23 protein-coding genes are annotated in these 23,649 nt (G+C 70.3%); 12 read left to right on the forward strand and 11 right to left on the reverse strand.

Annotated elements, in window-relative coordinates; genetic code table 11:
• Positions 1 to 92: 92 nt before the first annotated feature.
• The 3 genes from ACWDAG_RS24645 to ACWDAG_RS24655 all read left to right on the forward strand — a co-directional run bounded on the left by ACWDAG_RS24645 (position 93) and on the right by ACWDAG_RS24655 (position 2,811).
• On the forward strand, positions 93 to 389 hold the full coding sequence (locus ACWDAG_RS24645) for a hypothetical protein (protein ID WP_450697720.1): 297 nt from the start codon (positions 93 to 95) through the stop codon (positions 387 to 389).
• Between the two features lie 169 nt (positions 390 to 558).
• Entirely contained in the window at positions 559 to 1,590 is a 1,032-nt protein-coding gene (locus ACWDAG_RS24650) for a phosphotransferase family protein (protein WP_450697721.1), read from the forward strand.
• A 6-nt stretch (positions 1,591 to 1,596) separates the two neighbouring features.
• On the forward strand, positions 1,597 to 2,811 hold the full coding sequence (locus tag ACWDAG_RS24655) for an acyl-CoA dehydrogenase (RefSeq protein ID WP_450697722.1): 1,215 nt from the start codon (positions 1,597 to 1,599) through the stop codon (positions 2,809 to 2,811).
• 52 nt (positions 2,812 to 2,863) lie between these two features.
• Here ACWDAG_RS24655 and ACWDAG_RS24660 read toward each other — a convergent pair whose 3' ends face one another.
• From ACWDAG_RS24660 to ACWDAG_RS24670, 3 genes are read right to left on the reverse strand one after another with little or no spacing between them, the layout of a single operon-like run.
• Complete coding sequence (locus ACWDAG_RS24660) at positions 2,864 to 3,457, reverse strand: TetR/AcrR family transcriptional regulator (RefSeq protein ID WP_099927728.1); 594 nt, start codon at positions 3,455 to 3,457, stop codon at positions 2,864 to 2,866.
• Positions 3,458 to 3,504: 47 nt separating this feature from the next.
• Positions 3,505 to 5,172 carry a class I adenylate-forming enzyme family protein gene (locus tag ACWDAG_RS24665; RefSeq protein ID WP_450697723.1) on the reverse strand — a complete coding sequence of 556 codons (1,668 nt, stop codon included), beginning with the start codon at positions 5,170 to 5,172 and terminating at the stop codon, positions 3,505 to 3,507.
• Positions 5,169 to 5,942, reverse strand: a complete 774-nt coding sequence (locus tag ACWDAG_RS24670; RefSeq protein ID WP_450697724.1) for an SDR family oxidoreductase — start codon at positions 5,940 to 5,942, stop codon at positions 5,169 to 5,171. The genes ACWDAG_RS24665 and ACWDAG_RS24670 overlap by 4 nt, the downstream gene beginning before the upstream one ends.
• 161 nt (positions 5,943 to 6,103) lie before the next feature.
• On the opposite strand from ACWDAG_RS24670, the gene ACWDAG_RS24675 reads away from it, so the two are divergent.
• Positions 6,104 to 7,342, forward strand: a complete 1,239-nt coding sequence (locus ACWDAG_RS24675) for an exo-beta-N-acetylmuramidase NamZ family protein (protein WP_450697725.1) — start codon at positions 6,104 to 6,106, stop codon at positions 7,340 to 7,342.
• An 82-nt stretch (positions 7,343 to 7,424) separates the two neighbouring features.
• The gene (locus tag ACWDAG_RS24680) at positions 7,425 to 8,759 is read left to right on the forward strand and encodes a serine-threonine protein kinase (protein WP_450697726.1); all 1,335 of its coding nucleotides are present in this window, start codon (positions 7,425 to 7,427) and stop codon (positions 8,757 to 8,759) included.
• Positions 8,760 to 8,777: 18 nt separating this feature from the next.
• On the opposite strand, the gene ACWDAG_RS24685 is transcribed toward ACWDAG_RS24680, so the two are convergent.
• Positions 8,778 to 11,558: a penicillin acylase family protein gene (locus tag ACWDAG_RS24685; protein WP_450697727.1), complete on the reverse strand. Its 2,781-nt coding sequence runs from the start codon at positions 11,556 to 11,558 to the stop codon at positions 8,778 to 8,780.
• 221 nt (positions 11,559 to 11,779) lie between these two features.
• Here ACWDAG_RS24685 and ACWDAG_RS24690 point away from each other — a divergent pair, with 221 nt between their 5' ends.
• Together ACWDAG_RS24690 and ACWDAG_RS24695 are read left to right on the forward strand one after the other, a co-directional pair.
• Positions 11,780 to 12,382 carry a hypothetical protein gene (locus ACWDAG_RS24690; RefSeq protein WP_450697728.1) on the forward strand — a complete coding sequence of 201 codons (603 nt, stop codon included), beginning with the start codon at positions 11,780 to 11,782 and terminating at the stop codon, positions 12,380 to 12,382.
• Positions 12,383 to 12,475: 93 nt separating this feature from the next.
• Positions 12,476 to 13,213 (forward strand): 3-keto-5-aminohexanoate cleavage protein, encoded by a 738-nt coding sequence (locus ACWDAG_RS24695; RefSeq protein ID WP_450697729.1) that lies wholly within the window; start codon positions 12,476 to 12,478, stop codon positions 13,211 to 13,213.
• Here ACWDAG_RS24695 and ACWDAG_RS24700 read toward each other — a convergent pair.
• Positions 13,159 to 13,893 (reverse strand): hypothetical protein, encoded by a 735-nt coding sequence (locus ACWDAG_RS24700; protein WP_450697730.1) that lies wholly within the window; start codon positions 13,891 to 13,893, stop codon positions 13,159 to 13,161. The genes ACWDAG_RS24695 and ACWDAG_RS24700 overlap by 55 nt on opposite strands.
• Positions 13,894 to 14,051: 158 nt before the next feature.
• Here ACWDAG_RS24700 and ACWDAG_RS24705 point away from each other — a divergent pair, with 158 nt between their 5' ends.
• Positions 14,052 to 15,119 carry an RNA ligase (ATP) gene (locus tag ACWDAG_RS24705; protein WP_450697731.1) on the forward strand — a complete coding sequence of 356 codons (1,068 nt, stop codon included), beginning with the start codon at positions 14,052 to 14,054 and terminating at the stop codon, positions 15,117 to 15,119.
• A 164-nt stretch (positions 15,120 to 15,283) separates the two neighbouring features.
• Here the strand turns inward: ACWDAG_RS24705 and soxR are convergent, their stop codons facing one another.
• On the reverse strand, positions 15,284 to 15,754 hold the full coding sequence (gene soxR, locus ACWDAG_RS24710) for a redox-sensitive transcriptional activator SoxR (RefSeq protein ID WP_450697732.1): 471 nt from the start codon (positions 15,752 to 15,754) through the stop codon (positions 15,284 to 15,286).
• Between the two features lie 123 nt (positions 15,755 to 15,877).
• Between soxR and ACWDAG_RS24715 the strand changes: the two genes are divergently transcribed.
• Positions 15,878 to 16,339, forward strand: coding sequence for a MaoC family dehydratase (locus tag ACWDAG_RS24715; protein WP_450697733.1), 462 nt, complete (start codon positions 15,878 to 15,880; stop codon positions 16,337 to 16,339).
• 16 nt (positions 16,340 to 16,355) lie between these two features.
• On the opposite strand, the gene ACWDAG_RS24720 is transcribed toward ACWDAG_RS24715, so the two are convergent.
• The 3 genes from ACWDAG_RS24720 to ACWDAG_RS24730 all read right to left on the reverse strand — a co-directional run bounded on the left by ACWDAG_RS24720 (position 16,356) and on the right by ACWDAG_RS24730 (position 18,520).
• Entirely contained in the window at positions 16,356 to 16,979 is a 624-nt protein-coding gene (locus ACWDAG_RS24720; RefSeq protein WP_450697734.1) for a TetR family transcriptional regulator, read from the reverse strand.
• An 82-nt stretch (positions 16,980 to 17,061) separates the two neighbouring features.
• Positions 17,062 to 17,307 (reverse strand): YiaA/YiaB family inner membrane protein, encoded by a 246-nt coding sequence (locus ACWDAG_RS24725; protein ID WP_030946212.1) that lies wholly within the window; start codon positions 17,305 to 17,307, stop codon positions 17,062 to 17,064.
• A gap of 61 nt (positions 17,308 to 17,368) precedes the next feature.
• A complete protein-coding gene (locus ACWDAG_RS24730; RefSeq protein WP_450697735.1) occupies positions 17,369 to 18,520 on the reverse strand; it encodes an acyl-CoA dehydrogenase family protein in 1,152 nt (383 codons plus the stop codon).
• Positions 18,521 to 18,611: 91 nt separating this feature from the next.
• Between ACWDAG_RS24730 and ACWDAG_RS24735 the strand changes: the two genes are divergently transcribed.
• The 3 genes from ACWDAG_RS24735 to ACWDAG_RS24745 all read left to right on the forward strand — a co-directional run bounded on the left by ACWDAG_RS24735 (position 18,612) and on the right by ACWDAG_RS24745 (position 21,109).
• Positions 18,612 to 19,253, forward strand: a complete 642-nt coding sequence (locus ACWDAG_RS24735) for a TetR/AcrR family transcriptional regulator (RefSeq protein WP_450697736.1) — start codon at positions 18,612 to 18,614, stop codon at positions 19,251 to 19,253.
• 35 nt (positions 19,254 to 19,288) lie between these two features.
• Positions 19,289 to 20,011 carry an ArsR/SmtB family transcription factor gene (locus ACWDAG_RS24740; protein ID WP_450697737.1) on the forward strand — a complete coding sequence of 241 codons (723 nt, stop codon included), beginning with the start codon at positions 19,289 to 19,291 and terminating at the stop codon, positions 20,009 to 20,011.
• Positions 20,012 to 20,164: 153 nt separating this feature from the next.
• The gene (locus ACWDAG_RS24745) at positions 20,165 to 21,109 is read left to right on the forward strand and encodes a DMT family transporter (RefSeq protein WP_450697787.1); all 945 of its coding nucleotides are present in this window, start codon (positions 20,165 to 20,167) and stop codon (positions 21,107 to 21,109) included.
• On the opposite strand, the gene ACWDAG_RS24750 is transcribed toward ACWDAG_RS24745, so the two are convergent.
• Together ACWDAG_RS24750 and ACWDAG_RS24755 are read right to left on the reverse strand one after the other, a co-directional pair.
• Entirely contained in the window at positions 21,101 to 22,423 is a 1,323-nt protein-coding gene (locus ACWDAG_RS24750; protein ID WP_450697738.1) for an MFS transporter, read from the reverse strand. The genes ACWDAG_RS24745 and ACWDAG_RS24750 overlap by 9 nt on opposite strands.
• Positions 22,424 to 22,557: 134 nt before the next feature.
• Positions 22,558 to 23,640 (reverse strand): zinc-binding dehydrogenase, encoded by a 1,083-nt coding sequence (locus ACWDAG_RS24755; protein ID WP_450697739.1) that lies wholly within the window; start codon positions 23,638 to 23,640, stop codon positions 22,558 to 22,560.
• Positions 23,641 to 23,649: the final 9 nt, after the last annotated feature.

Genomic DNA, 23,649 nt, shown 5'->3' on the forward strand with positions numbered 1-23,649 from the left:
GGACGCCACACAAGCCCGAATAGCCCGATATGCACCGTTCGCATGGCACCCTGTCCGACGTCATCAGCCGCATTTCCCGAAGGCGAACCCCCATGACCACGCTTCACCTGGAACACACCTCTCACGCCCACATCCACGGCTCCGACTGCGGACACACACAGGTGCCGCACGGGGACCACGTCGACTACGCGCACGACGGGCACCTGCACCGCGAGCACGGCGACCACTGGGACGAGTGCGAGCCGGACGGGCACGCACCCCACGAGGGTCACGACCACCGGCACGGCGAGGGCTGCGGACACGAGAGCGTCCTGCACGGCGACCACGTCGACTACCTGCACGACGGCCATCGGCACGCACCGCACGACGGCCACTGGGACGACCACTGACACCTGCCGGAACAGGCCGGAACCAGACGGCCGACGGCTCCCCGCGCCACCGCACGGGGAGCCGTCGGCCTATCGTGGCTCAGATCACGTTCGCCGCACACACTGGACGACATACCGACCGGTCGGCATCATGGTGGGGAACCGTTCTCACGCCCGCTAAGGAGCACCGATGAGCCCCGACCACCCGCCAGGTCTCGATCTCGACCGGCTGCGCGGCCTGCTCGACCAGGAGCGGCCCGGCCTGGTGCACGGCCCCCTGACCGGTCGGCTGATCGAGGGCGGACGGTCGAACCTCACCTACGCGGTCTCGGACGGCACCTCGAAGTGGGTCGTACGCCGGCCCCCGCTCGGCCATGTCCTGGCCACCGCGCACGACATGAAGCGCGAGCACCGGGTGATCAGCGCACTGCACCCGACGAACGTGCCGGTGCCGCGTCCGGTGCTGCTGTGCGAGGACCCCGAGAACGGGGCGGTGCAGGGGTCGCCGTTCTACGTCATGGAGTTCGTGGAGGGCACCCCGTACCGCACGGCCGACCAGCTCGCCCCGCTCGGCCCCGAGCGCACCCGGGGCGCGGTGCTGTCCCTGGTGGACACGCTCGTCGAACTGCACGCGGTGGACCCCGTCGAGGCGGGCCTCGCGGACTTCGGCCGCCCCGAGGGCTTCCTGGACCGGCAGCTGCGCCGCTGGGGCAAGCAGCTGGACGCCTCCCGCAACCGTGACCTGGCCGGCATCGACGAGCTGCACGCCTCGCTGGGCCGGCAGCTGCCCGCCTCCCCCGCGCCGGCCGTGGTGCACGGCGACTACCGGCTGGACAACGTCCTGATCGGTGAGGATGACAAGATCAAGGCGATCCTCGACTGGGAGATGTCCACGCTCGGCGACCCGCTCACCGACCTGGGTCTGCTGGTGATGTACAGCATGCCGCTGGGCATGCCCGACTCGCCGGTCACCACGACCGCCGAGGCCCCCGGCCACCCTGATCCGGCCGAGCTGATCGAGCGGTACGCCGCCCGCTCCGGGCGCGACGTCTCCTCCGTCTCCTGGTACACGGCGTTCGCCTGGTTCAAGCTGGCCGTGATCCTCGAAGGCATCCACTACCGCTACACGCTGGGCCAGACGGTCGGCCGTGGCTTCGACCGCATCGGCGACCTGGTGCCCGTGTTCATCGAGCACGGCCTGACCACTCTTCAGGAAGGCTGACAGACCATGGACTTCGCGTTCGACGCGCGCACCGAGGAACTGCGCGCCAAGCTGCTCGCCTTCATGGACGAGTACGTCTATCCGGCCGAGGCGGTGGCGGAGGAGCAGCGGGCCGCTCTTGCCTCCCCCTGGGACACCCCGGCCGTGGTGGAGGAGCTGAAGGCCGAGGCGCGCCGACAGGGCCTGTGGAACCTCTTCCTGCCGGACGCCGAGCACGGCGCCGGACTGACCAACCTCCAGTACGCGCCGCTGGCCGAGATCACCGGCCGCAGCCCGCAGCTGGCGCCGACGGCCACGAACTGCGCGGCCCCCGACACCGGCAACATGGAGGTGCTCGCACAGTTCGGCGACGAGCAGCAGAAGAAGCAGTGGCTGGAGCCGCTGCTGGCGGGCGAGATCCGCTCGGCGTTCGCGATGACCGAGCCGGAGGTGGCCTCGTCCGACGCCACCAACATCACCACGCACATCGAGCGGGACGGTGACGAGTACGTCATCACGGGCCGCAAGTGGTACATCTCCGGGGCGATGAACCCGGACTGCAAGATCTTCATCGTGATGGGCAAGACGGACCCGGACGGCGCGGACATCCGCCGCCAGCAGTCCATGGTCCTGGTCCCCCGCGACACCCCGGGCGTCACCGTCAAGCGGGCGATGCAGGTCTTCGGCTACGAGGACCACTACCACGGCGGCCACGCCGAGGTGATCTTCGACCACGCGCGCGTGCCGGTCACGAACCTGATCGGCGAGGAGGGCGGCGGCTTCGCCATCGCCCAGGCCCGCCTGGGCCCCGGCCGTATCCACCACTGCATGCGGCTGATCGGCATGGCCGAGCGCGCCATCGAGCTGATGTGCCGCCGGGCGGTGTCCCGTACGGCCTTCGGCAAGGCGCTGGCCCAGCAGGGCGTGGTGCACAACTGGATCGCCGACGCGCGCGTGACGGTGGAGCAGCTGCGGCTGCTCGTGCTGAAGACGGCCTGGCTGATGGACACCGTCGGCAACAAGGGCGCCCACGCGGAGATCCAGGCCATCAAGATCGCCACGCCCCGCGCGGTCGTCGACATCATCGACCGGGCGATCCAGCTGCACGGCGCGGGCGGCGTCAGCCAGGACTTCCCGCTGGCCGAGCTGTACGCCGGAGCCCGGACGCTGATGATCGCCGACGGCCCGGACGAAGTGCACCAGCGGTCGCTGGCGCGCCGGGAGCTGAAGAAGTACCTGTAGGGCATGGGTAAGGGGCGGTCGCCATGGCGACCGCCCCTTACCCATGTACGTGCTACGGCCGCAGCGCCCGCAGCAGCAGGTCCGCCAGGTGGTCGGCGACCTCCTGCGGACTCATCGGCCCGTCCGGGCGGTACCACGTCGACAGGTGGTGCACGGACCCGAAGTGGTAGTCCACCACCAGGTCGGCAGGCGTCGCCTTCGAGAAGACACCCGCCTCCTGCCCCTCTTCCACCAGCGCACGGAAGCGTTCGTGGTAGCGCCGGCGCTCGGCACGCACCTGTTTGTTCTTCTCCGGACTCAGGTGGTGCATGGACCGGAAGAAGATCATCGCGTCGTCGAGGTTCTCGATCGTCGTGACGACGACATCGGCCGCCGCGCCCCTGAGGCGCTTCTCGATCGGCTCGTCGGCGTCCGCGAACGCGTCGAGGCGCTCCTGCTGGAGGCGCAGCACACGCGAGTACACCTCGTGCAGGAGGTCGTCCTTGGAGCCGAAGTAGTGGTACAGCGCCCCCTTGGTGACGCCGGCCGCCTCGACGATCTCCTGCACCGAGGTGCGGTCGTAGCCCTGCTCGGCGAAGAGCCGGGTGGCGGCGGCCAGTAGCCGCTGCGGGACGGGAGTACCGTCACCGTCCGTCGTTCTGGGCACTGTGCCGCCACCTGCCTTCCAAGCTCTCTGCCTGTATCTGTTCGCTGCTATTCGCTGTCCTGCGGCCGGGAACGAAGCTCCCGACGGAGGATCTTCCCACTCGCCGTCTTCGGCAAGTCGGGCAGGATCTCCACCTGCCGCGGGTACTTGTAGGCGGCCAGTCTCTCCTTGCAGTACATCGCCAGTTCACCCGGGTCCGTGTCGGCGCCCGGACGCAGGCTGATGTACGCCTTGACGGTCTCCCCGCGATACCCGTCGGGCACCCCGACGACGGCCGCCTCCCGGACCGCGGGATGCGTGTACAGGACGTCCTCGACCTCGCGCGGCCACACCTTGAAGCCGGACGCGTTGATCATGTCCTTCTTGCGGTCGACGACGTACAGCCAGCCCTGCTCGTCCATGAAACCGATGTCGCCGGTGCGCAGCTCGCCGTCCGGGAAGGTCTCGGCGGTCGCCTCCGGCCGCCGCCAGTAGCCGGGCACCACCTGCGGCCCGCGGACGACGATCTCGCCCTGCTCGCCGAAGGGCACCTCCTTGCCCTGGTCGTCGACGATGCGTACGACGGTGTCGGGGCCCGGCAGGCCCACGGCCAGCGTGCCGGAGGCCGGGTCGACCGGTGCCTCCAGGCCGGGCGGCACGGAGGCGCAGGGTGCGGTGCACTCGGTCAGCCCGTAGCCGTTGCGGATGTACGGCCCGAAGCCCGCCCGGAACTTCTCCACCAGGGCGGGCGGCACGGGCGCACCGCCGCTGGAGATGTTCACGAACGACGAGAAGTGGTCCCGGGTGGCGTCCGGGTGGGCGCCCAGCGCCATGAAGGCCGTCGACGGGCCGACCGTGTAGTGCGGCCGGTGCTCGGCGAACGCCTCCAGCACGACACCCGCCTCGAAGCGGTACGTCAGTACGAGCGTGCCCGCGCTGTTGAGACAGGCGCCGAGCTGGCACACCATCCCGGTGATGTGGAACAGCGGCGCCAGCGCGTAGTAGACGGGCGCGTCCGGCAGGGCGAGCCCCGTCCGCTGCCGCTCCGCGTTGTACATGATGTTGCCGTGCGTGTTGGTGGCGCCCTTGGGGGTGCCGCTGGTGCCCGAGGTGTAGCTGATCAGCGCGATGTCGGACGGTGTGAGCCGACGGCCCTCGGGCGCCTCGTACCCGGCGCGGGCCACGGTCGTCAGGTCGGCGGCGTCCACGGCCTGCGGCAGCCGCTCGAAGCCCAGCACCCGTGCGTCGCCGCGCGTCTGGAAGTCCAGCTCGCAGGCGGTGAGCACGATCTGCACGGGCGAGTCCGCGGCCGTCTCCCGCAGATACGACTCCCAAGCCCGGTCGGAGCAGATCAGCGCCGTGACCTCGCCGTCCCGCAGGACGTGCCCGACCTCCCCCGACTTGTACATGGGGTTGACGGGCACGACGATCGCCCCGGCCTTCCAGGCGCCCAGCAGCGCCAGCACGAAGAGCGGGGAGTTCTGCAGCAGGATCGCCACCCGGTCGCCGCGCTCCAGGCCGCGGGCGGCCAGATGCCCGGCGACCGAGTCGCTCAGCTCGTCGACCTCGCGGTAGCTCAGTCGCCCGTCGAAGTAGGCGAGGAAGGTGCGGCCCGGGGCCTCGGCGACGGACCGGCGCAGCGCGTGCACCAGGGAGTCGGCGGGGTCTATGGGGCCGCGCTGGGCCTCGTTCAGCAGGGCCACCCAGGGCCGTGCGGCGTACGAGGAGCCGGTCACCGTGCCTCCTCCCACTTCTGCTGGAGGTGGTTCATGTTCGTCAGCCAGTGGTCGGGGTGGGTGGCCCTGGCCTGGTAGTACCCGGCGACCTCGGGGTGCGGCAGGATCAGGAACCGGTCCTCCTCGATCCCCTTGAACAGGGCGTCCGCGACGTCCGCCGGCTCGATCGCGGTCGGCTGCAGCACGAGGTCGCCCGCGGTTCCGGTGGCGGCCAGCATGTCGGTGCGCACACCCTGAGGACAGATGGCGTGCACCTTGAGCCCCCGGTGCCGGTACGTGAGCGACAGCCACTCGGCGAAGGCGTACGCACCGTGCTTGGTGACGCTGTAGGAGGGCGCCCCGATCATGGTCAGCAGCCCGGCGGCGGAGACGGTGGACACGAAGCGACCGCTGCCCCGCTCCAGCCACTCGGGAAGCAGCTCATGAGCGGCACGGACATGGGCCATCAGGTTGACGTCCCAGGAGACGGCCCAGGACCTCTCGTCCAGCGGCTGCCCGGGTCCCGCGTCCTCGAAGGCGACACCGGCGTTGGCGCAGTAGACGTCGATGGTGCCCCCGAGCGCGTCCCGCGCGTCGGCGACGATCGCGGAGGCGTCGCCGGGCACGGCGACACCACCGATCTCGTCAGCGACCGCCTTGGCCCGCTCGCCGTCCAGGTCGTTCACGACGACCCGGGCCCCTTCGGCGGCGAACCGCCGGGCAAGGGCAGCCCCGATCCCGCCTCCCGCTCCGGTGACGACCACTCCGGCATCCTGCACGGCTTCCACCATCGGTCTCCTTCGACTGCGGCTCCAATGCGGCCAGACTAACCGGTCGGTATGTGCGAGGAAAGGGGCGCCGGCAACCCCCTCAGGGGCGCGGGGAACTGTGCGAGCAACCACCGACTTCCCGCACCTTCCCCACGACCTGCGGGAGCAATACCGTGCACCCCATGCGCCTATCCAGACGAGCCCTGCTCGCAGCGACAACGGCAGCAACACCCTTCTCCGCGGCACCGCCGGCCACCGCAGCCACCCGGCACAGAACCCTCCGCACCGGCTTCGAGCGCCTCTCCGCCGAAGGCTACGCACTCCTCGAAGGCCAACGAGTCGGAATCGTCACCAACCCCACCGGGGTGACCCGAGACGTCCACCACATCGTCGATGTGATGCACGCGGACAACCGGGTGGACCTGGGGGCCGTCTTCGGCCCCGAACACGGCTTCCGCGGCACCGCACAGGCAGGCGGCTCCGAAGGCCGCTACGACGACCCCGCCACCGGCCTCCCCGTCTACGACACGTACCTCAAGAGCGGCCGGCCCCTCGCCGATGTCTTCACGGCCTCCGGCGTGGACACGGTCGTCTTCGACATCCAGGACGTCGGCGCCCGCTTCTACACGTACATCTGGACGCTGTACGACTGCATGGAGGCCGCCCAGCTAGCCGGCAAACGCTTCGTCGTCCTCGACCGGCCGAACCCGGTGACCGGCCGCGCGGCCCAAGGACCGGTGCTGCACAAGGAGTTCGCGACCTTCGTGGGACGGCAGCCGGTCTCCCAGGCGCACGGCATGACGGTCGCCGAGCTGGCCCGGTTGTTCAACGGGGAGTTCCTGACCACCCCCGTGCCCCTGCAGACCGTACTGATGACGGGCTGGAAGCGCTCGGAGTTCTACGACGCCCGGTCGCTGCCCTGGGTGCCGCCGAGCCCCAACATGCCGACACCCGACACGGCGCTCGTGTACTCGGGGACGTGCATGTTCGAAGGCACCAACCTGTCGGAGGGCCGCGGCACCACCCGCCCCTTCGAGCTGCTCGGCGCGGAGGGCATCGACGGGAGGTGGGCGGCCGCGGCGAACGAACTCGCCCTGCCCGGTGTCCACTTCAGGGAGGCGTACTTCGCGCCGACCTTCTCCAAGTTCCAGGGCAAGACCGTCGGTGGCGTGCAGATCCATGTGCACGACCGGGCCGCGTACGACCCCGTCCGTACCGGGATCGCGCTGCTGGTGACCGCCAAGAAGGTGTGGAGCGGCTTCGGTTGGCGCTCCGACAACTGGATCGACAAGCTCACGGGCTCCACGAGCGTGCGTACGGCGATCGACGCGGGCGCGAGCACCGACGAGGTGGTGGCGGGCTGGCAGGAGGAACTCGCCGCGTTCCGGCGGATTCGAAAGGAATACCTCCTCTACAAGTGAGTCGGGACGTATGGCCATCCTCGGCCGGTAGCAGGACGATGCGCCCACATCGCACTGCCTACGGGGGACGAGGGGGCTTGTCATGGCACAGCCGGCAATGAGCGTCACTCCTTACTGGGAGCTGACCTTCGACGCGGACGGGGACATCGACGGGCGGGAGCGGGACCGGCTGCTCGCCGAGGTCACGCGACGCGGAGTCCATGACCTGATCGTCTTCGCACACGGCTGGAACAACGACCGCTCCGGGGCGACCGCCCTCTACAGCCGCTTCTTCGCGCCGATCCCGGAGCTCGCGGCACAGGCGAAGATCGGGTACGTGGGAGTGATCTGGCCGTCGATGCGGTTCTGCGACGAGCCGATCCCCGACTTCCCGAAGTCCGTGGTGGCCACGGAGGCGGAGGCTGTCCAGGCCCCCGCACTCGACAAGGACACCCGGCACGCGCTGCTGGAGACGTTCCCCGGGCGGGCCACCGTGATCGACCAGATCGCACGGATGCTGGAGCAGCGGCCCGAGAACGAACTGGAGGAGTTCGGGCGGCTGGTCCGGCTGCTGGTGGAGCTCGTGCCGGGCGGCCCGCAGCCGCTGTTCGCGGCGGACACCCTCGCGGAGGGTGTCCCGCAGAGCGAGCCGGTGCTGTTCACCGGGGACACGGCGACGCTCTGCGACGAGTTCGCGCAGGCGCTCGCGGCCGTACGGTCCGACGGTGGCACGGAGGGCTTCTCGTTGCCGAACCCCTGGGACGGTGCGAAGGAGCTGCTGCGGCAGGCGACGTACTACGCGATGAAGCGGCGCGCGGGCACGGTCGGCGAGCGCGGGCTCGGCCGTCTGGTCGGGCAGCTCGCCGTCTCCGCTCCCGCCGTGCGCGTCCACCTCGTCGGGCACAGCTTCGGCGGTCGGCTGGTGTCCTTCGCGCTGCGCGGACTGCCCGAGGGCGTGCACACGGTGAAGTCGGTGACGCTGCTGCAAGGGGCGTTCTCGCACTACGCGTTCGCGGCCCGGCTGCCGTACGACGCGCATGCGGGGGGTGTGCTGCAGGGCCAGCAGAACCGTGTCGACGGCCCTCTGGTGTGCTGCTACTCCCGCTTCGACTCGGCGCTCGGCACCATCTACCCGCTGGCCTCGCGCATGGCGGACGACGCACAGGGCGTCGTCGAGGGGGCCGCGGAGGGCTTCGGTATCGGGGCGATGCTGGGGGCCAAGTGGGGTGCGATGGGGCACGACGGTGTGCAGGCGGTGCCGGGCACGCGCGCGTACAAGCTCGCGGACGCCCTCAAGGGCACGCTGCCGACCTCGGGTTGCGTCAACATCGATGCCGCGGCCGTGGTCAAGAACGGCGGGCCGCCCGCCGGTGCACACAGCGACGTCGTGCACCGGGAGCTGGCCCAGGTGGTGCTGGCGGCGGGCCGCATCCGCTGACCCGCCACCGCTGGTCCGTCACCGGTGCGAGGTGTACTCCACCACCTGCTGGAAGGTGGGCCGGTTCTGCCAGCTGATGTTGTAGTGCTTGATGCCGCCCAGGGTGCGCTGGACGATCGAGTCGGCGCACCACTGGTCGCCCGCCGAGCACAGCGAGTCGCCGGGGTAGACCGTCGACGCGGACGTCCCGGCCGCCGTCTTGAGGGTGCTGATCAGGATGTCCCGGCACGAGGTGAGGCTGCCGCCGCCGCAGTACTTCGCCGCCAGCGGCCCCTGCACCGACTCACCGAGCACCGCCCGGATGTCCTTGTCGACATAGCTCCACCAGCCGTACTGGAAGGAGCTGCCGGCGTGCGAGCCGGTCGGCCCGTGTGCGGCCGACGGGGACTCGTCGACCGGCAGGTTGTTGGTGAAGGCGGTGTACAGATCGCTGCCGAGGCCCGGTTGGAACTCGGCCTTCACCAGCAGCGGCCACCAGGCGTCCAGGATGCGGATCGCGTCGGCGTTGGCGTACTTCTTCGAACCGGCCGACGTCTCGGTGCGCTTGGCGCCCGCGGTCACCCACGCCTGCAGCTTGCTCACGGCGTCCGCGGCCGTGGAGTCGGTCACCGTGCTGCTGTTGATGACCCTGAGCAGCTTCGGCAGCACGTCCTCGGCCCGCAGGTCCTCCAGTGCCGCGTCCGCCATGGCCTGCACCAGCTTGGTACGGGTCACCCCGCCGGCCGCGACCAGCTTCTTGACCCGGTCCTCCAGCAGGTTGCCGCGGTGCACGGACCCGTTGCCCCAGGGCGCCGTCGTGTAGTCCTTGGCCTGCTTGTTGTTCCAGGAGATGTAGTAGTCCTGGTCGATGGAGTTGGGGTGCGCGGAGGCCGCCGTGTAGTCGGCCGTGTTGGTCGTCGGGTCCCAGTTCTTCCACTCGTAGGACGCCTGCCCCCACACCGGGAACTCGGCGTCGACACCGCTCGCACGCACCGGGTTGTTGCCGCTGTTGTAGTACGCGGTGTGCTGGGAGTCGGCGTAGAACCAGTTGAAGGTGTAGTTGATGTGCTGCGCCGCGCTCTGGAAGTCCTGCGGGCCCTTGACGTAGTCGGGGTCGTTCAGCATCTGGAAGCCGATGATCGAGTCGGCCTCGTGCATGTAGGACGAGCGCAGGGTGGTGTAGGCGACCTTCTTGCCGCCGACGGTCGCCCGGTACTCCACCGGCCCGTACTTGGTCTTCCAGACTCTCATCGTGTACGAGCCTGCCGCCGTGCTGTCGGCCGTGGTCGGCTTCCAGGAGTTGGTCTGCTCGACCTTGTCCATGGCCGTGCAGGTGCCGTGGTACAGGTAGTGGTAGTCGTCCTGGCACAGCTCGACGGCGTAGGTGTCGATGATGTCCTGGCCGGAGGTGGTCGCGCTCCAGGAGTAGTCCTGGCCGCGGCCGAGTTCGACGTACATGCTCAGGCCCGCGAAGGAGGCGCCGCGGGCGCTGATGCCCGGGCCCTGGATCTCCTGGAGCATGAGCAGCTGGGGGGCGAAGTAGCCGGTCTGCGGTCCGAAGACGGCGATCGGGTGGCCGCTGGCGGTGTACTTGCCGCTCACCACCAGGGCGTTGGACATGCCGCGTCTGGCGGAGCTGAGGGCGGTCGTGGTCGCCGTGGCGGAGGCGGCCCGGGCGCTCTGGCTCGCCCCCGTACCCGTGGCGTCGTAGACCAGCGGCTCCGTGGTCACCGAGCCGGAGTCGGGCAGTGCCTCGCCCTGGGGGCTGTCCGGCTTGGAGGCATACGGGAAGCTCTCGCCGTTGTGGACGGTGAGGACGGCCTCGGCGTCGTTGCGTTCGCGGAAGGACTCCCAGACCTTGGTGCCCTCCGCCACGCCGTACTTGGACTGGGCGGCGATCAGAGAGATCGCGTTGTTGACCTCGCCGCCACCGCCGGCGCCGAACAGGGAGCCGATCACGGAGCCGAGCGCGACCAGGTCGGTGATCTTGAAGTGGTCGATGGTGCCGGCGTTGGTGATCGAGTCCTTGTGACCGGTCAGGACGTACTCGCCGGGGAAGTAGCGGCCGCTGTCGGAGGCGTCGATGTAGGCGTTGATGCCGGCCAGGTAGGCGTTGGCGTCGGCGAGGGCCTGCTGGCCGCGGGCGCCGTTGGTCGCGACGGCGTTGTCGATCTGGGCCTGCAGGTCGGCCTCGCTGTAGGGGGCGTTGCGGTAGAACTGCTGCTCCAGGCCCTGGTTGGAGGCCGCGCCGCCCGCGAACGTCGTCAGCTGGCCTCGTCCCACGTGCCGGAAGACGTCCATGAGCCACAGCCGGTCCTCAGCCGCGGCATACCCGGCGCCGAACTCCGTGCCGTATCTGGTGGTACCGGTGATGTGCGGAACGCCCGCCTTCTTGTCGCGGACGATCGTCACGTCGCTGCGACCCGCGGGCTTCTCGGTGGAGGCGACTTGATCGGAGGAGACCCCGAACGACGCGTCGTTGAAGAACGTGTTGATCGTCGAGTTTGTGAGCGAGGAGTACCCCTTGGCCAGGTTGGCGTAGGGGCCGAGCTGGTCCTCCGCGTGGTCGGGCTGGGTGCCGAAGGCCTGGTTGAGCAGGACCTGGGCGAGGGTCGCGTTGCCGTTCTCACCGGGCGGCAGGATGTCGGAACACTGGCCGCCGCAGTAGTCGTTCGAGGCCGCGGCCACTGCCGTCGCCTGGGTGAGCGGGGACAAAAGACCAGCAATCAGGACGCATATGGATGCGGTCTTCAGGAACCCGGCGAGTCTGCCGGGAGTTCTCAGTCTGTCTGGGGCGCTACGAGAGGTACGCCAGGGCATGGCAGCTCCTACCGACGGGGGTGAGCCGGGACGTTACCGCCGGTATCCCCGGGAGTGAAGATGAACATGCGTCAAGTTTTGGAGTGGGCGGGACGGCTTATGGAGGTCATCGGAAATCGGATGGAGCCGAATCGCTTGTCGATACGTCTATTCGGCGACGTCCGTACGACGACGCCGAAGTGACCGAAGTACAGGTGCAGGTGTGACGGAGGTGCAGGGCGATGGCCGGTTTCCGGAGTCTGGCGAGACAGGTCCGCGACCCGCGGTGCGATCTCGCACTGCGGCGCTACTCACTGCGCAAGTGCCTTGAGAGGTTTGCCCCTTACGGGCACAGGGCGACCTGGGACCATTTGTGCTCCCGGGCAGGGTTCGGTCCCGAGGACCGCTCTCCCGACCCGGCGCGGCTCGTGGCCGCACTGGAGGAGTTGGAAGAAGCGCGTTCCGTCTGGCTCGCCTACGAGGTCGAGTTCGCCGAGCGACGCAAGAAGGAGAAGCACGACGGGCTGCGCCGACCGGGCACGGTGGACGACTGGCACCGGCTGACCTGGGGCGGTTTCGGTGTCGCCTGGTGCGACGACCCGCGGGTGCACCCCCGCGAACCGCTGGCGGAGGTGCTGCGCCGGCTGATCTCCGGCCTGGAGCACGAACCGGGTACCGGTTGCCCGGTGTGCGGCGCGGAGCGCCTGATCTGGAAGTACGACCTGGACCACGAACCCTCTGCGGGTCCGGTCTGCACTCACTGCGGAATTCTCGTGCCACGGCCCGTGCTCAAGCCCGAGGCCCTGGCGGACGCAAGGCGCGGAAGGCTGCTCGTGTCGGCCTAGTACGGCGGGGGTGCGCCGGGGATGCCGCACCCCCTGTATGTCCCTCTTTGTCGGCTGGTTCTCGTTGTCAGTGGTGACTGGCACCATCGAGACATGGTGCAGGTGTGTCTCAACGGGCCCCGGGGGGCCAACGACGGTGCGATGGTGCCGTTGACTCCGCAAGCGCTGGCCGAGTCCGCCGCGCAAGCCGTCGCGGCCGGGGCCACGGACATCCATGTCCACCCCAAGACATTCTGCGGGCGCGACTCGTTGTCGCCCCGCGTGATCGGCCCGGTGCTCGACGCCGTACGAGCGCGCGTGTCGGTGCCGGTGGGCGTGACCACGGGCGCCTGGGCGGAACCGGATCCCGCGGCACGGCTGGAGCGCGTCAAAAGCTGGGCCACACTCTCCGAGCTCCCTGACCACGCCTCGGTCAACTGGCACGAGGAGGGCGCCGAGCAGATCGCCGCCGCACTGCTCGAGCTGGGCGTGGAGGTCGAGGCCGGCATCTGGTCAGGGACGGACGGGGCGATACGGTTCGCGGCCTCGCCTCTGGCCCCGAGAGTGGTCCGCGTACTCGCCGAGGTGACGGACACCTCGCCGGACACGGCGGAGGAGACAGCGCGTGCGCTGATCACGGCCCTGGGCCCGCACCCGGCCGCCCCCGTGCTGCTGCACGGCGAGGACGGCGGGGCGTGGCCGGTGCTGCGGCTTGCGGGGCGGCTCGGGCTCGCGACCCGGATCGGCCTGGAGGACACCCTGTTCCTGCCGGATGGCGAACGGGCCCTGTCCAACGCTCAGTTGGTCGCCGAAGCACTGGCCCGGTACGGGTGCGCCCAGCGCTCGTCGTAGGGCAGGGCGAGGAGCGCGGCACGGATCGCCAGGTCGGGCTCGCCCTGGGCGCGGAGGCGGGCCGCGCCGGGGCCGGCCAGCCAGCTGCGCAGGTCCGCGAGGCCGGCGTCCTCGCTGTCGTCGTACCACCAGGAGAACGGGGAGAGGTCGGACAGCAGGTCGTACAGCCAGACGTCGGTGCAGTGGGCGAGGTGCGCGTCGGCGACGGGGCTGCGGCCCCAACCGTCCAGGAACGGGGTCACGGTTCCGGCGATCGTGGCGCAGGTGTCGAAGATGTCATCGATGCCGTAGGGCGGGTCGGGCCTGCTGAGGGCGTCCTGCCACCAGGCGTGCAGGAACGCCTCGATCGCGGCGGCCTGCTCCACCGGCCAGGAGCGCCAGTCCACCCTGGTCAGCCCGTGGGCTCCGTAGCCGATCGAGCCCAGGGAGCCGTCGGTCATCGCCCGGGCCGCCTGCGGCAGCAGGCGCCGCATGGCGGCAGCATGGTCGTCGAAGTGGTCGGGGACCTCGAAGAGGTAGTACCGCACCACGTCCACCGGTATCCGCACATGCGGCGTACGCAGATACGCGGTCTCCTCGGGTGCGTGGCAATACCCGCAACCGGTCTCGTCGAGACTGGCGAAACCGTCGAAGACCCTGTCGATGTCGGCCAGGGCGGCGTCAAGGGCGGCTGAGGACATGGGAGTTGATCCCGTCAGGACTCCGTGCGCGGCGTCTCGGCCGGCCGAAGATCGCGACGTTACCAGCCGCTAATCCGCTCGCTCCACCCGTTTCCCGTCCGGACAGTTGGGAGGCGATGAAACCGAACCGAGCGACCCCGGAAACCTAGGAGTCCCGCATGTCGACGCTCCGCGTCACCGCCGAAGTGCTGACCGTCCACGAGCATCCGAACGCCGATGCGCTCGAACTGGCCCAGGTCGGCCTCTACCGGGCCGTCGTCGCCAAGGGCGCGTACCGCACCGGCGACGCCGCCGTGTACATCCCCGAGCAGTCCGTCCTGCCCACCGGGCTGATCGAGGAGCTGGGGCTGACCGGGCGGCTGGCGGGGAGCAACGCGGACCGGGTCAAGGCGGTGCGGCTGCGTGGTGAGCTGTCGCAGGGCATCGTGTGCCGGCCGAAGGCGCTGGCGGACGTCGACCTGGCGCGGGCGGCGCTGGACGGGACGGACTTCGCCGAGCGGCTCGGCATCACCAAGTGGGTGCCGCCGATCCCGCCCACGATGAACGGCGAGGTCGAGTCCGCGCCCGAACTGCTGCCCTGGGTGGACATCGAGAATATCCAGCGGTTTCCGGACATCTTCACACCGGGCGAGGCTGTGGTCCTGACCGAGAAACTGCACGGCTCGGCCTGCCTGCTCACCTATCTCGCCGACGAGGACCGCGTGCACGTCTCCTCCAAGGGCTTCGGCGCCAAGTCCCTCGCCCTGAAGGAGGATCCGCGCAATCTGTACTGGCGGGCCATGCACGGCCACGGCGTCGCCGAGGCCGCCGCGCGGCTCGCCGAGCGGCTGGGGGCGCGCCGGGTCGGCATCTTCGGCGAGGTGTACGGGGCTGGGGTCCAGGACCTGACGTACGGCGCGGACGGGCGGCGCGACAGCCTGGGATACGCAGTGTTCGACGTCTCCGCGGAGATCGGCGGCACGGTGCGGTGGCTGGATGCGGCCGAACTGCTGGGCGGGGAGCTGCCGTTGGTGCCGCGGCTGTTCGAGGGGGCGTACGACATCGAGCGGGTGCTGGAGGTTGCGAGCGGGCGGGAGACCGTGTCGGGGCGGGGGCTGCATCTGCGGGAGGGCGTGGTGATCCGGCCTGCGGTGGAGCGGTACAGCGCCGTGACCGGGGGCAGGGCGATCGCGAAGGCGGTCAGTCCGGCCTATCTGACACGGAAGGGCGGGACCGAGTACGAGTGAACGGGGGTGCGTGGCGCCCGGCGCTGGTGCGGGCAGGCGGTTTCGCTTGCCCGCGCTCGCGGGGTGCCGCTTTCTTTGGGTCGGGAGCCGCCCCTAGCGGCACGACTGCCCGCAGCTACGCGGGCTGCAAGGCGACCCGCGCCACGCGGGCGACGCAGCGCAGGCTAGGTGCGCTTCCCCCTGCGCTCCACCATCAGCCGCGACCCGGTGAGCCGTTCGCCGAACACATCGTCCGGGTTGGACAGGACGCACCCGTCCAGCGAGAGGCAGCCGCAGCTGATGCAGTCGGTCAGATGGTCGCGGAGCCGGTTGAGCTGGCTGATGCGTTCGTCGAGTTCGGAACGCCAGGCCTCGGAGAGACGGGCCCAGTCCTCCCGGGTGGGGGTGCGTTCCTCGGGGAGCTCGGCGAGCGCCTCCCGGATGGTGGCCAGGGGGATGCCGACACGCTGTGCGGCGCGCACGAAGGCGACCCGGCGCAGCGTGTCGCGGTGGTAGCGGCGTTGGTTGCCCGTGGTCCGTCGGCTGGTGATCAGGCCCTTGGACTCGTAGAAGTGGAGGGCGGAGACGGCGGCGCCGCTGCGCGCGGCGAGCTGGCCGACCGTGAGCTCGTGGATCTTCTCTGGAATCTGGGGCACCCCTCGAACCCTACCCATCCGTACCCGGCCGTTGTCCGTTGACATTGGTTTCGCAGGCGACCATGCTAAGCAGTTGCTTAGGCACGATGTTCAGGATATGAGCGAGGCATGGGAGGCCGGGACATGGCAGAGCCGAGGATCTTCACGTCCGTCGACGAGCTGAAGGCGGCGGTGGGCGAGCAGCTGGGGTACACCGACTGGCTGGAGATCGACCAGAAGCGGATCGATCTCTTCGCGGAGGCCACCGGCGACCATCAGTGGATCCACGTCGACCCGGAGAAGGCCGCGGCCGGGCCCTTCGGGACGACGATCGCGCACGGCTATCTCACCTTGTCGCTGCTGCCGCTCTTCGGCCCCCAGCTGATGAGCGTCGAGGGCGTGAAGATGGGCGTCAACTACGGCACCAACAAGGTCCGCTTCCCCGCCCCCGTGCCGGTCGGCTCGCGCCTGCGCGCCACCGCGAGGATCAGCAGCGTCGAGGACGTCCCGGGCGGGGTCCAGCTTGCCGTCGCCTACACCGTGGAGCGCGAGGGCGGGGACAAGCCGGTCTGCGTGGCCGAGTCGGTGGCCCGCTTCTACGTCTGAGCAGCGGCCCGGCGGGCTACTTGACCCCCACCATGCGCAGCACGAGGTCGGCGTCGAGCGCGCCGACCTCGTCGGGCGTCCAGGGCCCGTCGACATTGAACCAGCGCGCGACATCGATGCAGAGCGACATGACGGCGAGGGTGGTGCCCTTGACGTCCAGCACGTCGAACTCGCCGGAGGCGATGCCGTCCTCGATGATCCCGCGCACCTCGGCGTCGCACTGCCGGCGCAGCGCGAGGATCTCCTCGCGGGCGTCCGGACCGAGCGAGTCGAGCTCGTACTGCACGACCCGGGCGGTGGTGCGGCCGCCCGCGTGCCAGCGGACGAAGGAGCTCACCGCGTCGGCGAGCCGCTCGGTCGGGGTGCCCTCGCGCCGGGCCGCCGTCCGCAGGATCTCCAGGGCCTTCTCGTGACCGATCCGGCTGATCCGGTGGAGCAGCTCTTCCTTGGTCTTGTAGTGGATGTAGAGCGCCGCGGGGCTCATGCCCGCGCGGCCCGCGATGTCACGGGTCGTCGTGGCGTGGTACCCGCGCTCGGCGAAGGCCTCCACCGCGGCGATCAGCAGCCGTCGGGCCGCGTCGGGCGTGACCTCACCCCACGCGGACGTCTCGCCGCCTGCCGTCTCCTCCGCCGTACTCATCGCTTGTTCGCCCCTCTCACCGACAGAACCTCCACCATACCGCTGAAGGTGAGCGAGCGCTTAGAGTCCCCGCTCAGGGCTTTCAGAGCTTCTCAAAGGGGTGGTACGCGCGCTCCGTCGCCTCCTGCCGGTCCCGGATCACCTTGGCCAGGGTGAAGGCCGAGGTGACGAGGTACAGGACCGCGATCCCGAGGAACGCCCGCACCCAGGCGTCGGCGTTCAGCCGGAAGATGCCGATGGCGGTCGCGGCCATGGCGATCGCGAACGAGGCGACGGCCTGGCCGTAGAAGGCGGCGGTGTTCTGCTGCTTGCCGGATGTGTCACTCATGGGGACAAGCGTCGGCGGATGTGGCCGGTGCCACATCCGCCGAGATACTCAGCTCAGGTACTCAGAACGCCGAAACCCCCGTCAGGGCACGCCCGATGAGCAGTTTCTGGATCTGGCTGGTGCCCTCGTAGAGGGTCATCACACGGGCGTCGCGCAGCAGCTTGCCCGCCGGGTACTCGTCGATGTAGCCGTAGCCGCCGAAGACCTGGAGGGCGTTGTTGGCGGCGCGGACGGCGGCCTCCGACGCGAAGAGCTTGGCCTTGGAGGACTCGACGGCGAAGGGCTGCCCGCGGTCGATCAGATCGGCGACCCGCCAGGTCAGCAGGCGGGCCGCGTCCACGTCGACGGCGATGTCGCTGATCAGCTCCTGGACGAGCTGGTGCTGCGCGATCGACTTCCCGAACTGCTCGCGCTCGCCTGCGTACTTCAACGCCGCGTCCAGCGCGGCCTGGGCTATGCCCACACAGCCCGCCGCGACCGACATCCGCCCCTTGGCCAGGGCCGACATGGCGACCGAGAAGCCCTTGCCCTCCTCCCCCAGCATCGCGGAGGCGGGCACGCGGACGTCCTCCAGGGCGAGCTCGGCGGTCGCCTGGCCGCGCAGGCCGAGCTTGCCGTGGATGGTGCGGCGGGTCAGACCGGGGGTGTCGGTCGGGACCAGGAAGGCGGAGACGCCCTTGTGGCCGGGGGCGTCCGTGGAGCGGGCGAACAGCAGCACCACATCGGCCCAGGTGCCGTTCGTGATGAACATCTTGGCGCCGTTGATCACGTAGTCGTCGCCGTCGCGCACCGCGCGCGTGGAGAGGTTGCCGGCATCGGAGCCGGTGCCCGGCTCGGTGAGGCCGAAGCAGCCGACGTACTCACCGGAGGTGAGCCCCGGCAGCCACTGCCGCTTCTGGTCCTCGCTCCCCCAGGCGGCGATCGTCTTGGCGACCAGTCCGAGCGACACGGACACGATGCCGCGCACGGAGGAGTCACCGCGCCCGAGCTCCTCCGTGACCAGGCAGTACGCGAGGTGATCGCCGCCCGAGCCGCCGTACTCCTCGTCGACGGTCAGACCGAGGAAGCCGACCTCGCCGAGCTTCTTCACGATGGACCGGTCGACCTCCTCGGCCCGGTCCCAGGCGATGACGTTCGGGGCGATCTCGCGGTCCACGAAGTCCTTCGCGAGCCGCCGGACGGCCTCCTGCTCGTCACTGAGCCCCAGATTCATGACCGGTCACCCCACTCGCGAGATCCTGCACAATCCTGCACATTTAAATTAGCACTGCTAGTTTCGGCCGCGCAGCCCTACTATGTGCGCCATGGCCCGACCGCGCAAGCCCCTGCTCAGCACCGACCGCATCGTCGAGACGGCACGCGCGCTGGTGGACGCGGAGGGCCTCGCGGCCGTCTCCACGCGTCGGCTCGCCGCGGAACTGGGGGTGAGCGGACCCTCGCTCTACAACCACTTCCGCACCAAGGACGAGATCCTGGAGGCGGTCGCCGACTCGGTGAGCGCGCAGGTCGACCTGTCGATGTTCGAGGACGGCCGCGAGTGGCGCACCGCGTTGCACGACTGGGCCGTCTCCTACCGGGCCGCGCTGCGCGACCACCCCAACATCGTCCCCGTGCTCGCCCGGGGTCCGGGCCGCCGCCCGGCCGGACTGCGCCTCGCCGACGCCGTCTACGGCGCGATGGTCGACGCGGGCTGGCCGCCGGCACAGGCCACCTCCATCGGCGCGCTGATGCGGTACTTCATCATGGGCTCCGCCCTCGGCTCCTTCGCCGGGGGTTTCGTGGACGACCAGAGCGCGTACGACCCCGCCGACTATCCGCACCTCGGCCAGGCGCATCTGCTCGCCGAGCAGCAGGAGAAGATCGACGAGCGGGCCTTCGAGACGGGCCTCACGGCGCTGCTCGACGGCCTGGTGCAGCAGTTTGAGCAGGTGAACCGGACCGTCTAGCGACAGTTCGGCGACCGCCGAAGTGTCCGTGTCCCATGCTGGGGCGCATGACCACCAGGGAACCCCAGGCACCGCGGCTGGCCCGGCTCGCCGGGCTGATGGCCGACGAGACGCGGGCCACGTGTCTGCTGGCGCTGCTGGACGGGCGGGCATGGACCGCGAGTGAGCTGGCACGTCATGCGGGGGTCGCCGCGTCGACGCTGAGCGAACATCTGGGCAAGCTCGTCGCCGGGGGCCTGCTCGCCGAGGAACGACAGGGCCGGCATCGGTACGTGCGTCTCGCCGACGCGGGCGTCGCCCAGCTGGTGGAGGACCTTGCCGCGCAGGTGGGGCCGGGGGATGCGGTACGGCCGCGGGGACTCCGGGAGTCGAGTGCCGGGTCGGCGATGGCACGGGGGCGGACCTGTTACGACCATCTCGCGGGGCGGCTGGGGATCGCGGTGACGGATGCGTTGTCGCTGCGCGGGCTGTTGCGGCAGGACACGGGGTTTGCCCTGACGGACGCGGGGGTTCGGTGGTTCGACACCATCGGCCTCTCCCTCGACCGCCGGGGGCGGCGGCCGTTGGCCCGTGCGTGTCTTGACTGGACTGAGCGGCGGCCGCACCTGGCGGGGGTTGCGGGGGCGGCGCTTTGTCGGCATGCGCTGGACTCGGGGTGGTGTGTGCGGATCGGGTCCGAGCGGGCCGTGAAGGTGACTCCGTCGGGGGAGCGGGCGTTGTGGGAGCTGCTTGGTGTAGATGCAGCGGCGCTCCGGTGAGCCGTTTGCGTCTGCGGGTGCGTCGTGGCTTGTCGCGCCCACGCGGCGGAGCCGCATATCGATACAGCCCCGCGCCCCTTAGAAGCCGCTGCTGTGCGCCGTCCGAAATCCGCGAGCCCCTGCCCCACTCCCCCTCCTAACCTCTGGAGCATGATGAACTCCCGTCGTACCAACCTGCTCGCCCCCGCTGCCGCCGCAGTGACCGTCGTATTGTGGGCCTCCGCCTTCGTCTCGATCCGGAGTGCGGGGGACGCGTACTCGCCAGGGGCGTTGGCGCTCGGGCGGTTGTCCGCCGGGGCGGTTTCGCTCGGGGTGATCTGTCTGCTGCGACGTGAGGGGTTGCCGCCGCGGAGCGCCTGGCGGGGGATCGCGATATCCGGCGCATTGTGGTTCGGGTTCTACATGGTCGTCCTGAACTGGGGCGAGCAGCAGGTCGACGCCGGTACGGCCGCGCTGGTGGTGAACATCGGGCCCATCCTCATCGCCCTGCTCGGTGCGCGGCTGCTCGGGGATCCGATGCCGCCGCGGCTGCTTGCGGGGATGGCGGTGTCGTTCGCGGGGGCGGTGGCGGTCGGGCTGTCGATGTCGGGGAGCGGGGGGTCGTCGGTGCTCGGGGTGGTGCTGTGTCTGCTTGCGGCGGTGGGTTATGCGGGCGGTGTCGTCGCGCAGAAGCCCGCTCTGGCGAAGGCGAGTGCGCTGCAGGTGACGACGTTCGGGTGTCTCGTCGGGGCGGTGGGGTGTCTGCCGTTCGCCGGGCAGCTGGTGAGCGAGGCGGCCGACGCGCCGGTGTCGTCGACGCTCAACATGGTGTACCTGGGCGTGTTCCCGACCGCGCTCGCCTTCACCACCTGGGCCTACGCACTGGCTCGTACGACCGCCAGTCGGATGGGAGCGACCACGTACGCGGTGCCGGCGTTGGTCGTACTGATGTCGTGGCTGGCGCTGGGCGAGGTGCCGGGGCTGCTCACGCTGGGGGGCGGGGTGCTGTGTCTGGCGGGCGTCGCGGTCTCGCGTTCGCGGCCGGCTGCCGCCGTGCGGGCCGTGGCGCCGGAGAGCACTCCGGCGCCACAGCCCGAGGGCGCCTCGGAATCAGCTTGAACGCACCCTGCCCGCAAGGACCTTGATGGACAGCAGGGCGATCACGGACAGGGCGATGATGTAGCCGGACACCGCCATCGAGGTGCCCGTCGCCTCCAGCAGCAGAACCATGACGAAGGGCGCGAGACCACCGCCGAGCACGGCCGCGATCTGGTAGCCGAGGGAGGCGCCCGTGTAGCGCATCTCGGGCGTGAACAGCTCGGCGAACAGGGCGGCCTGGGGGCCGTACATGACGCTGAGGAAGCAGCCGGCGACGAAGGTGGCGACCGCCAGCCAGAGCAGTGAGCCGGTGTCGATCAGCAGGAACATCGGGACCGCCCACAGGGCGATGCCGACCGCGCCGAACGCGTAGATCCGGATGCGGCCGATGCGGTCGGAGAGGGCGGCGGCGGCCGGGATCAGGACCAGCTGGGTGAGGCTGACGCAGAGGGAGACGGTGAGCACCGCGTCGCGCTTCATGCCGAGGTCGCGGGTCGTGTAGTCGAGGACCCCGGTGATGAGGATGTAGAAGGTCGCGGTGTTCACGGCGAAGGAGCCGCCCGCGAGGAGGACCGTGCCGAGGTGGTTGCGGAGGACCGTGCGCAGGGGTGAGTTCTGTTCCGCTTTCTCCTTCTCCGCCAACTCCCGTTCCGCCTGGCGGAATTCAGGGGTCTCCTCGACGTGCCGGTGGATGTACCAGGCGAGCGCGAGTACGAACAGGCCCACCAGGAACGGCAGTCGCCAGCCCCAGGCCGCGAATTCCGAGTCGGTGGTGAACGCTCCGGCGAGCAGGAAGACCGTGTTGGCGGTCACCACGCCGATCGGGACGCCCAGTTGGACGACACTGCCGTAGACGCCACGCTTGCCCTCGGGGGCGTACTCCGTGGCCAGCAGCATCGCGCCGCCCCACTGCGCGCCGACCGCCACGCCCTGCACGACGCGGAGCAGGACCAGCAGGATCGGGGCGGCGACGCCGATCGTTTCGTAGGTGGGGAGCAGGCCGATGCCGGTGGTCGCCACGCCCATGAGGGTCAAGGCCAGGACGAGCATCGGTTTGCGGCCCCGTTTGTCGCCGAGCTGGCCTGCGACGATGCCCCCGAGCGGGCGGGCCAGGAAGCCGACGGCGAAGGTGGCGAAGGCGGCGAGGACTCCGGCGGTGGGGCTGCCGGCCGGGAAGTACAGGTCGCCGAGGACCAGGGCGGCGGCTATGCCGAAGACGAAGTAGTCGTACCACTCGACGGCCGAGGCGAGGGCGGCGGCGGTGGCTACGCGGCGGCGGTTGACCGTGGGGAGGCCGGTCGTGGGAGCGGATTGAGCGGAGGGGGCCATGTCCATGCGTGCACACTCCGATGGGTGCGGTGGGGACGTTGGCGGCGAACATACTGACCGGACGGTATGGGGTCAACGGGTGTGCACGATGGTTGTACGGGACATCCGGAGTGAGCCCCGGATGTCCCGTAGAAACTTGATCAGAAGACCACCAGCGCCCGTCCGCCCTTGCCCGCCAGCATGTTCTCGAACGCCGCCGGGATGCCGTCCAGGCCGATCCGTTCCGTCACCAGTGCGCCCAGGTCCAGGCGGCCCGCGCGCACGTGTTCGGCCAGCACCGGGAGGTCCTTCGCCGGGTCCGAGTTGCCGTACACGCAGCCCGCCAGGGTCCGGCCCCAGTGGAAGATCTCCAGGGCGTTGAAGGTGACCTGCTGGTCCTTGCCGCCGATGCCTACGACCGTCGTGCGGCCGCCGCGGCGGGTGGAGTCCCAGGCCGTGCGGATGGTGGACGCGCGGCCCACGCATTCGATCGCCACGTCGACGCCCTGTTTGTCGGTCAGCCCACGGATCTCGCGGGCCGTCGTGTCGGAGGCGATGACGTAGTCCGTGGCGCCCGCGCCGCGCGCCAGCTCCTCCTTCTGCGGGGAGACGTCGACCGCGACGATGCGTGCGGCGCCGGCGATCCGGGCCGCCTGGAGCGCGGCCAGGCCCACTCCCCCGACGCCGTACACCGCCACCGTCTCGCCCGGCCGGACCTGCGCCGAGTGGTGGACGGCGCCGTAGCCGGTGAGGACCGCGCAGCCCAGGAGGGCGGCGTCCGTGAGGGGGATCCCTTCCGGGAGGGGCAGGACACAGCCCGCCGAGACGACCGTCTCCTCGGCGAACGCGGCGACGTTCAGGCCGGGGTGGAGGTCGGAGCCGTCGGAGGAACGGTGGGCGTACACGTCCGCCGCCCCGTTCAGCGCGTTGGCGCACAGCCACACCTCGCCGAGCGTGCAGGCGTGGCAACTGCCGCAGGACGGCGCCCAGTTGAGGACGACCTGGTCGCCCGGTGAGACATGTGCGACGCCCTCGCCGACGGCGACGACCGTCCCGGCGCCCTCATGGCCGAGGACGGCGGGGACCGGTACCCGCATGGTGCCGTTGGACAGGGACAGGTCGGAGTGGCACACCCCGGCGGCGGCGAGGCGGACGCGGACCTGGCCGGGGCCGGGGTCCGGGAGGTCGATGCCGGTGATCTCCAGCGGGGCGCCCACGGCGGGAAGGACTGCTGCGCGAACCATGGCTACGCT

It is taken from the genome of Streptomyces sp. NPDC001157, assembly GCF_053598255.1.

What these genes read in the sequence shown, in the direction of transcription:
- ACWDAG_RS24645 (WP_450697720.1), top strand. Translation starts at nt 93, where the DNA reads ATGACCACGCTTCACCTGGAACACACCTCTCACGCCCACATCCACGGC.
- ACWDAG_RS24650 (WP_450697721.1), top strand. Translation starts at nt 559, where the DNA reads ATGAGCCCCGACCACCCGCCAGGTCTCGATCTCGACCGGCTGCGCGGC.
- ACWDAG_RS24655 (WP_450697722.1), top strand. Translation starts at nt 1,597, where the DNA reads ATGGACTTCGCGTTCGACGCGCGCACCGAGGAACTGCGCGCCAAGCTG.
- ACWDAG_RS24670 (WP_450697724.1), bottom strand. Translation starts at nt 5,942, where the DNA reads ATGGTGGAAGCCGTGCAGGATGCCGGAGTGGTCGTCACCGGAGCGGGA.
- ACWDAG_RS24675 (WP_450697725.1), top strand. Translation starts at nt 6,104, where the DNA reads ATGCGCCTATCCAGACGAGCCCTGCTCGCAGCGACAACGGCAGCAACA.
- ACWDAG_RS24680 (WP_450697726.1), top strand. Translation starts at nt 7,425, where the DNA reads ATGGCACAGCCGGCAATGAGCGTCACTCCTTACTGGGAGCTGACCTTC.
- ACWDAG_RS24685 (WP_450697727.1), bottom strand. Translation starts at nt 11,558, where the DNA reads ATGCCCTGGCGTACCTCTCGTAGCGCCCCAGACAGACTGAGAACTCCC.
- ACWDAG_RS24690 (WP_450697728.1), top strand. Translation starts at nt 11,780, where the DNA reads ATGGCCGGTTTCCGGAGTCTGGCGAGACAGGTCCGCGACCCGCGGTGC.
- ACWDAG_RS24695 (WP_450697729.1), top strand. Translation starts at nt 12,476, where the DNA reads ATGGTGCAGGTGTGTCTCAACGGGCCCCGGGGGGCCAACGACGGTGCG.
- ACWDAG_RS24700 (WP_450697730.1), bottom strand. Translation starts at nt 13,893, where the DNA reads ATGTCCTCAGCCGCCCTTGACGCCGCCCTGGCCGACATCGACAGGGTC.
- ACWDAG_RS24705 (WP_450697731.1), top strand. Translation starts at nt 14,052, where the DNA reads ATGTCGACGCTCCGCGTCACCGCCGAAGTGCTGACCGTCCACGAGCAT.
- ACWDAG_RS24715 (WP_450697733.1), top strand. Translation starts at nt 15,878, where the DNA reads ATGGCAGAGCCGAGGATCTTCACGTCCGTCGACGAGCTGAAGGCGGCG.
- ACWDAG_RS24720 (WP_450697734.1), bottom strand. Translation starts at nt 16,979, where the DNA reads ATGAGTACGGCGGAGGAGACGGCAGGCGGCGAGACGTCCGCGTGGGGT.
- ACWDAG_RS24725 (WP_030946212.1), bottom strand. Translation starts at nt 17,307, where the DNA reads ATGAGTGACACATCCGGCAAGCAGCAGAACACCGCCGCCTTCTACGGC.
- ACWDAG_RS24730 (WP_450697735.1), bottom strand. Translation starts at nt 18,520, where the DNA reads ATGAATCTGGGGCTCAGTGACGAGCAGGAGGCCGTCCGGCGGCTCGCG.
- ACWDAG_RS24735 (WP_450697736.1), top strand. Translation starts at nt 18,612, where the DNA reads ATGGCCCGACCGCGCAAGCCCCTGCTCAGCACCGACCGCATCGTCGAG.
- ACWDAG_RS24740 (WP_450697737.1), top strand. Translation starts at nt 19,289, where the DNA reads ATGCTGGGGCGCATGACCACCAGGGAACCCCAGGCACCGCGGCTGGCC.
- ACWDAG_RS24745 (WP_450697787.1), top strand. Translation starts at nt 20,165, where the DNA reads ATGAACTCCCGTCGTACCAACCTGCTCGCCCCCGCTGCCGCCGCAGTG.
- ACWDAG_RS24750 (WP_450697738.1), bottom strand. Translation starts at nt 22,423, where the DNA reads ATGGACATGGCCCCCTCCGCTCAATCCGCTCCCACGACCGGCCTCCCC.
- ACWDAG_RS24755 (WP_450697739.1), bottom strand. Translation starts at nt 23,640, where the DNA reads ATGGTTCGCGCAGCAGTCCTTCCCGCCGTGGGCGCCCCGCTGGAGATC.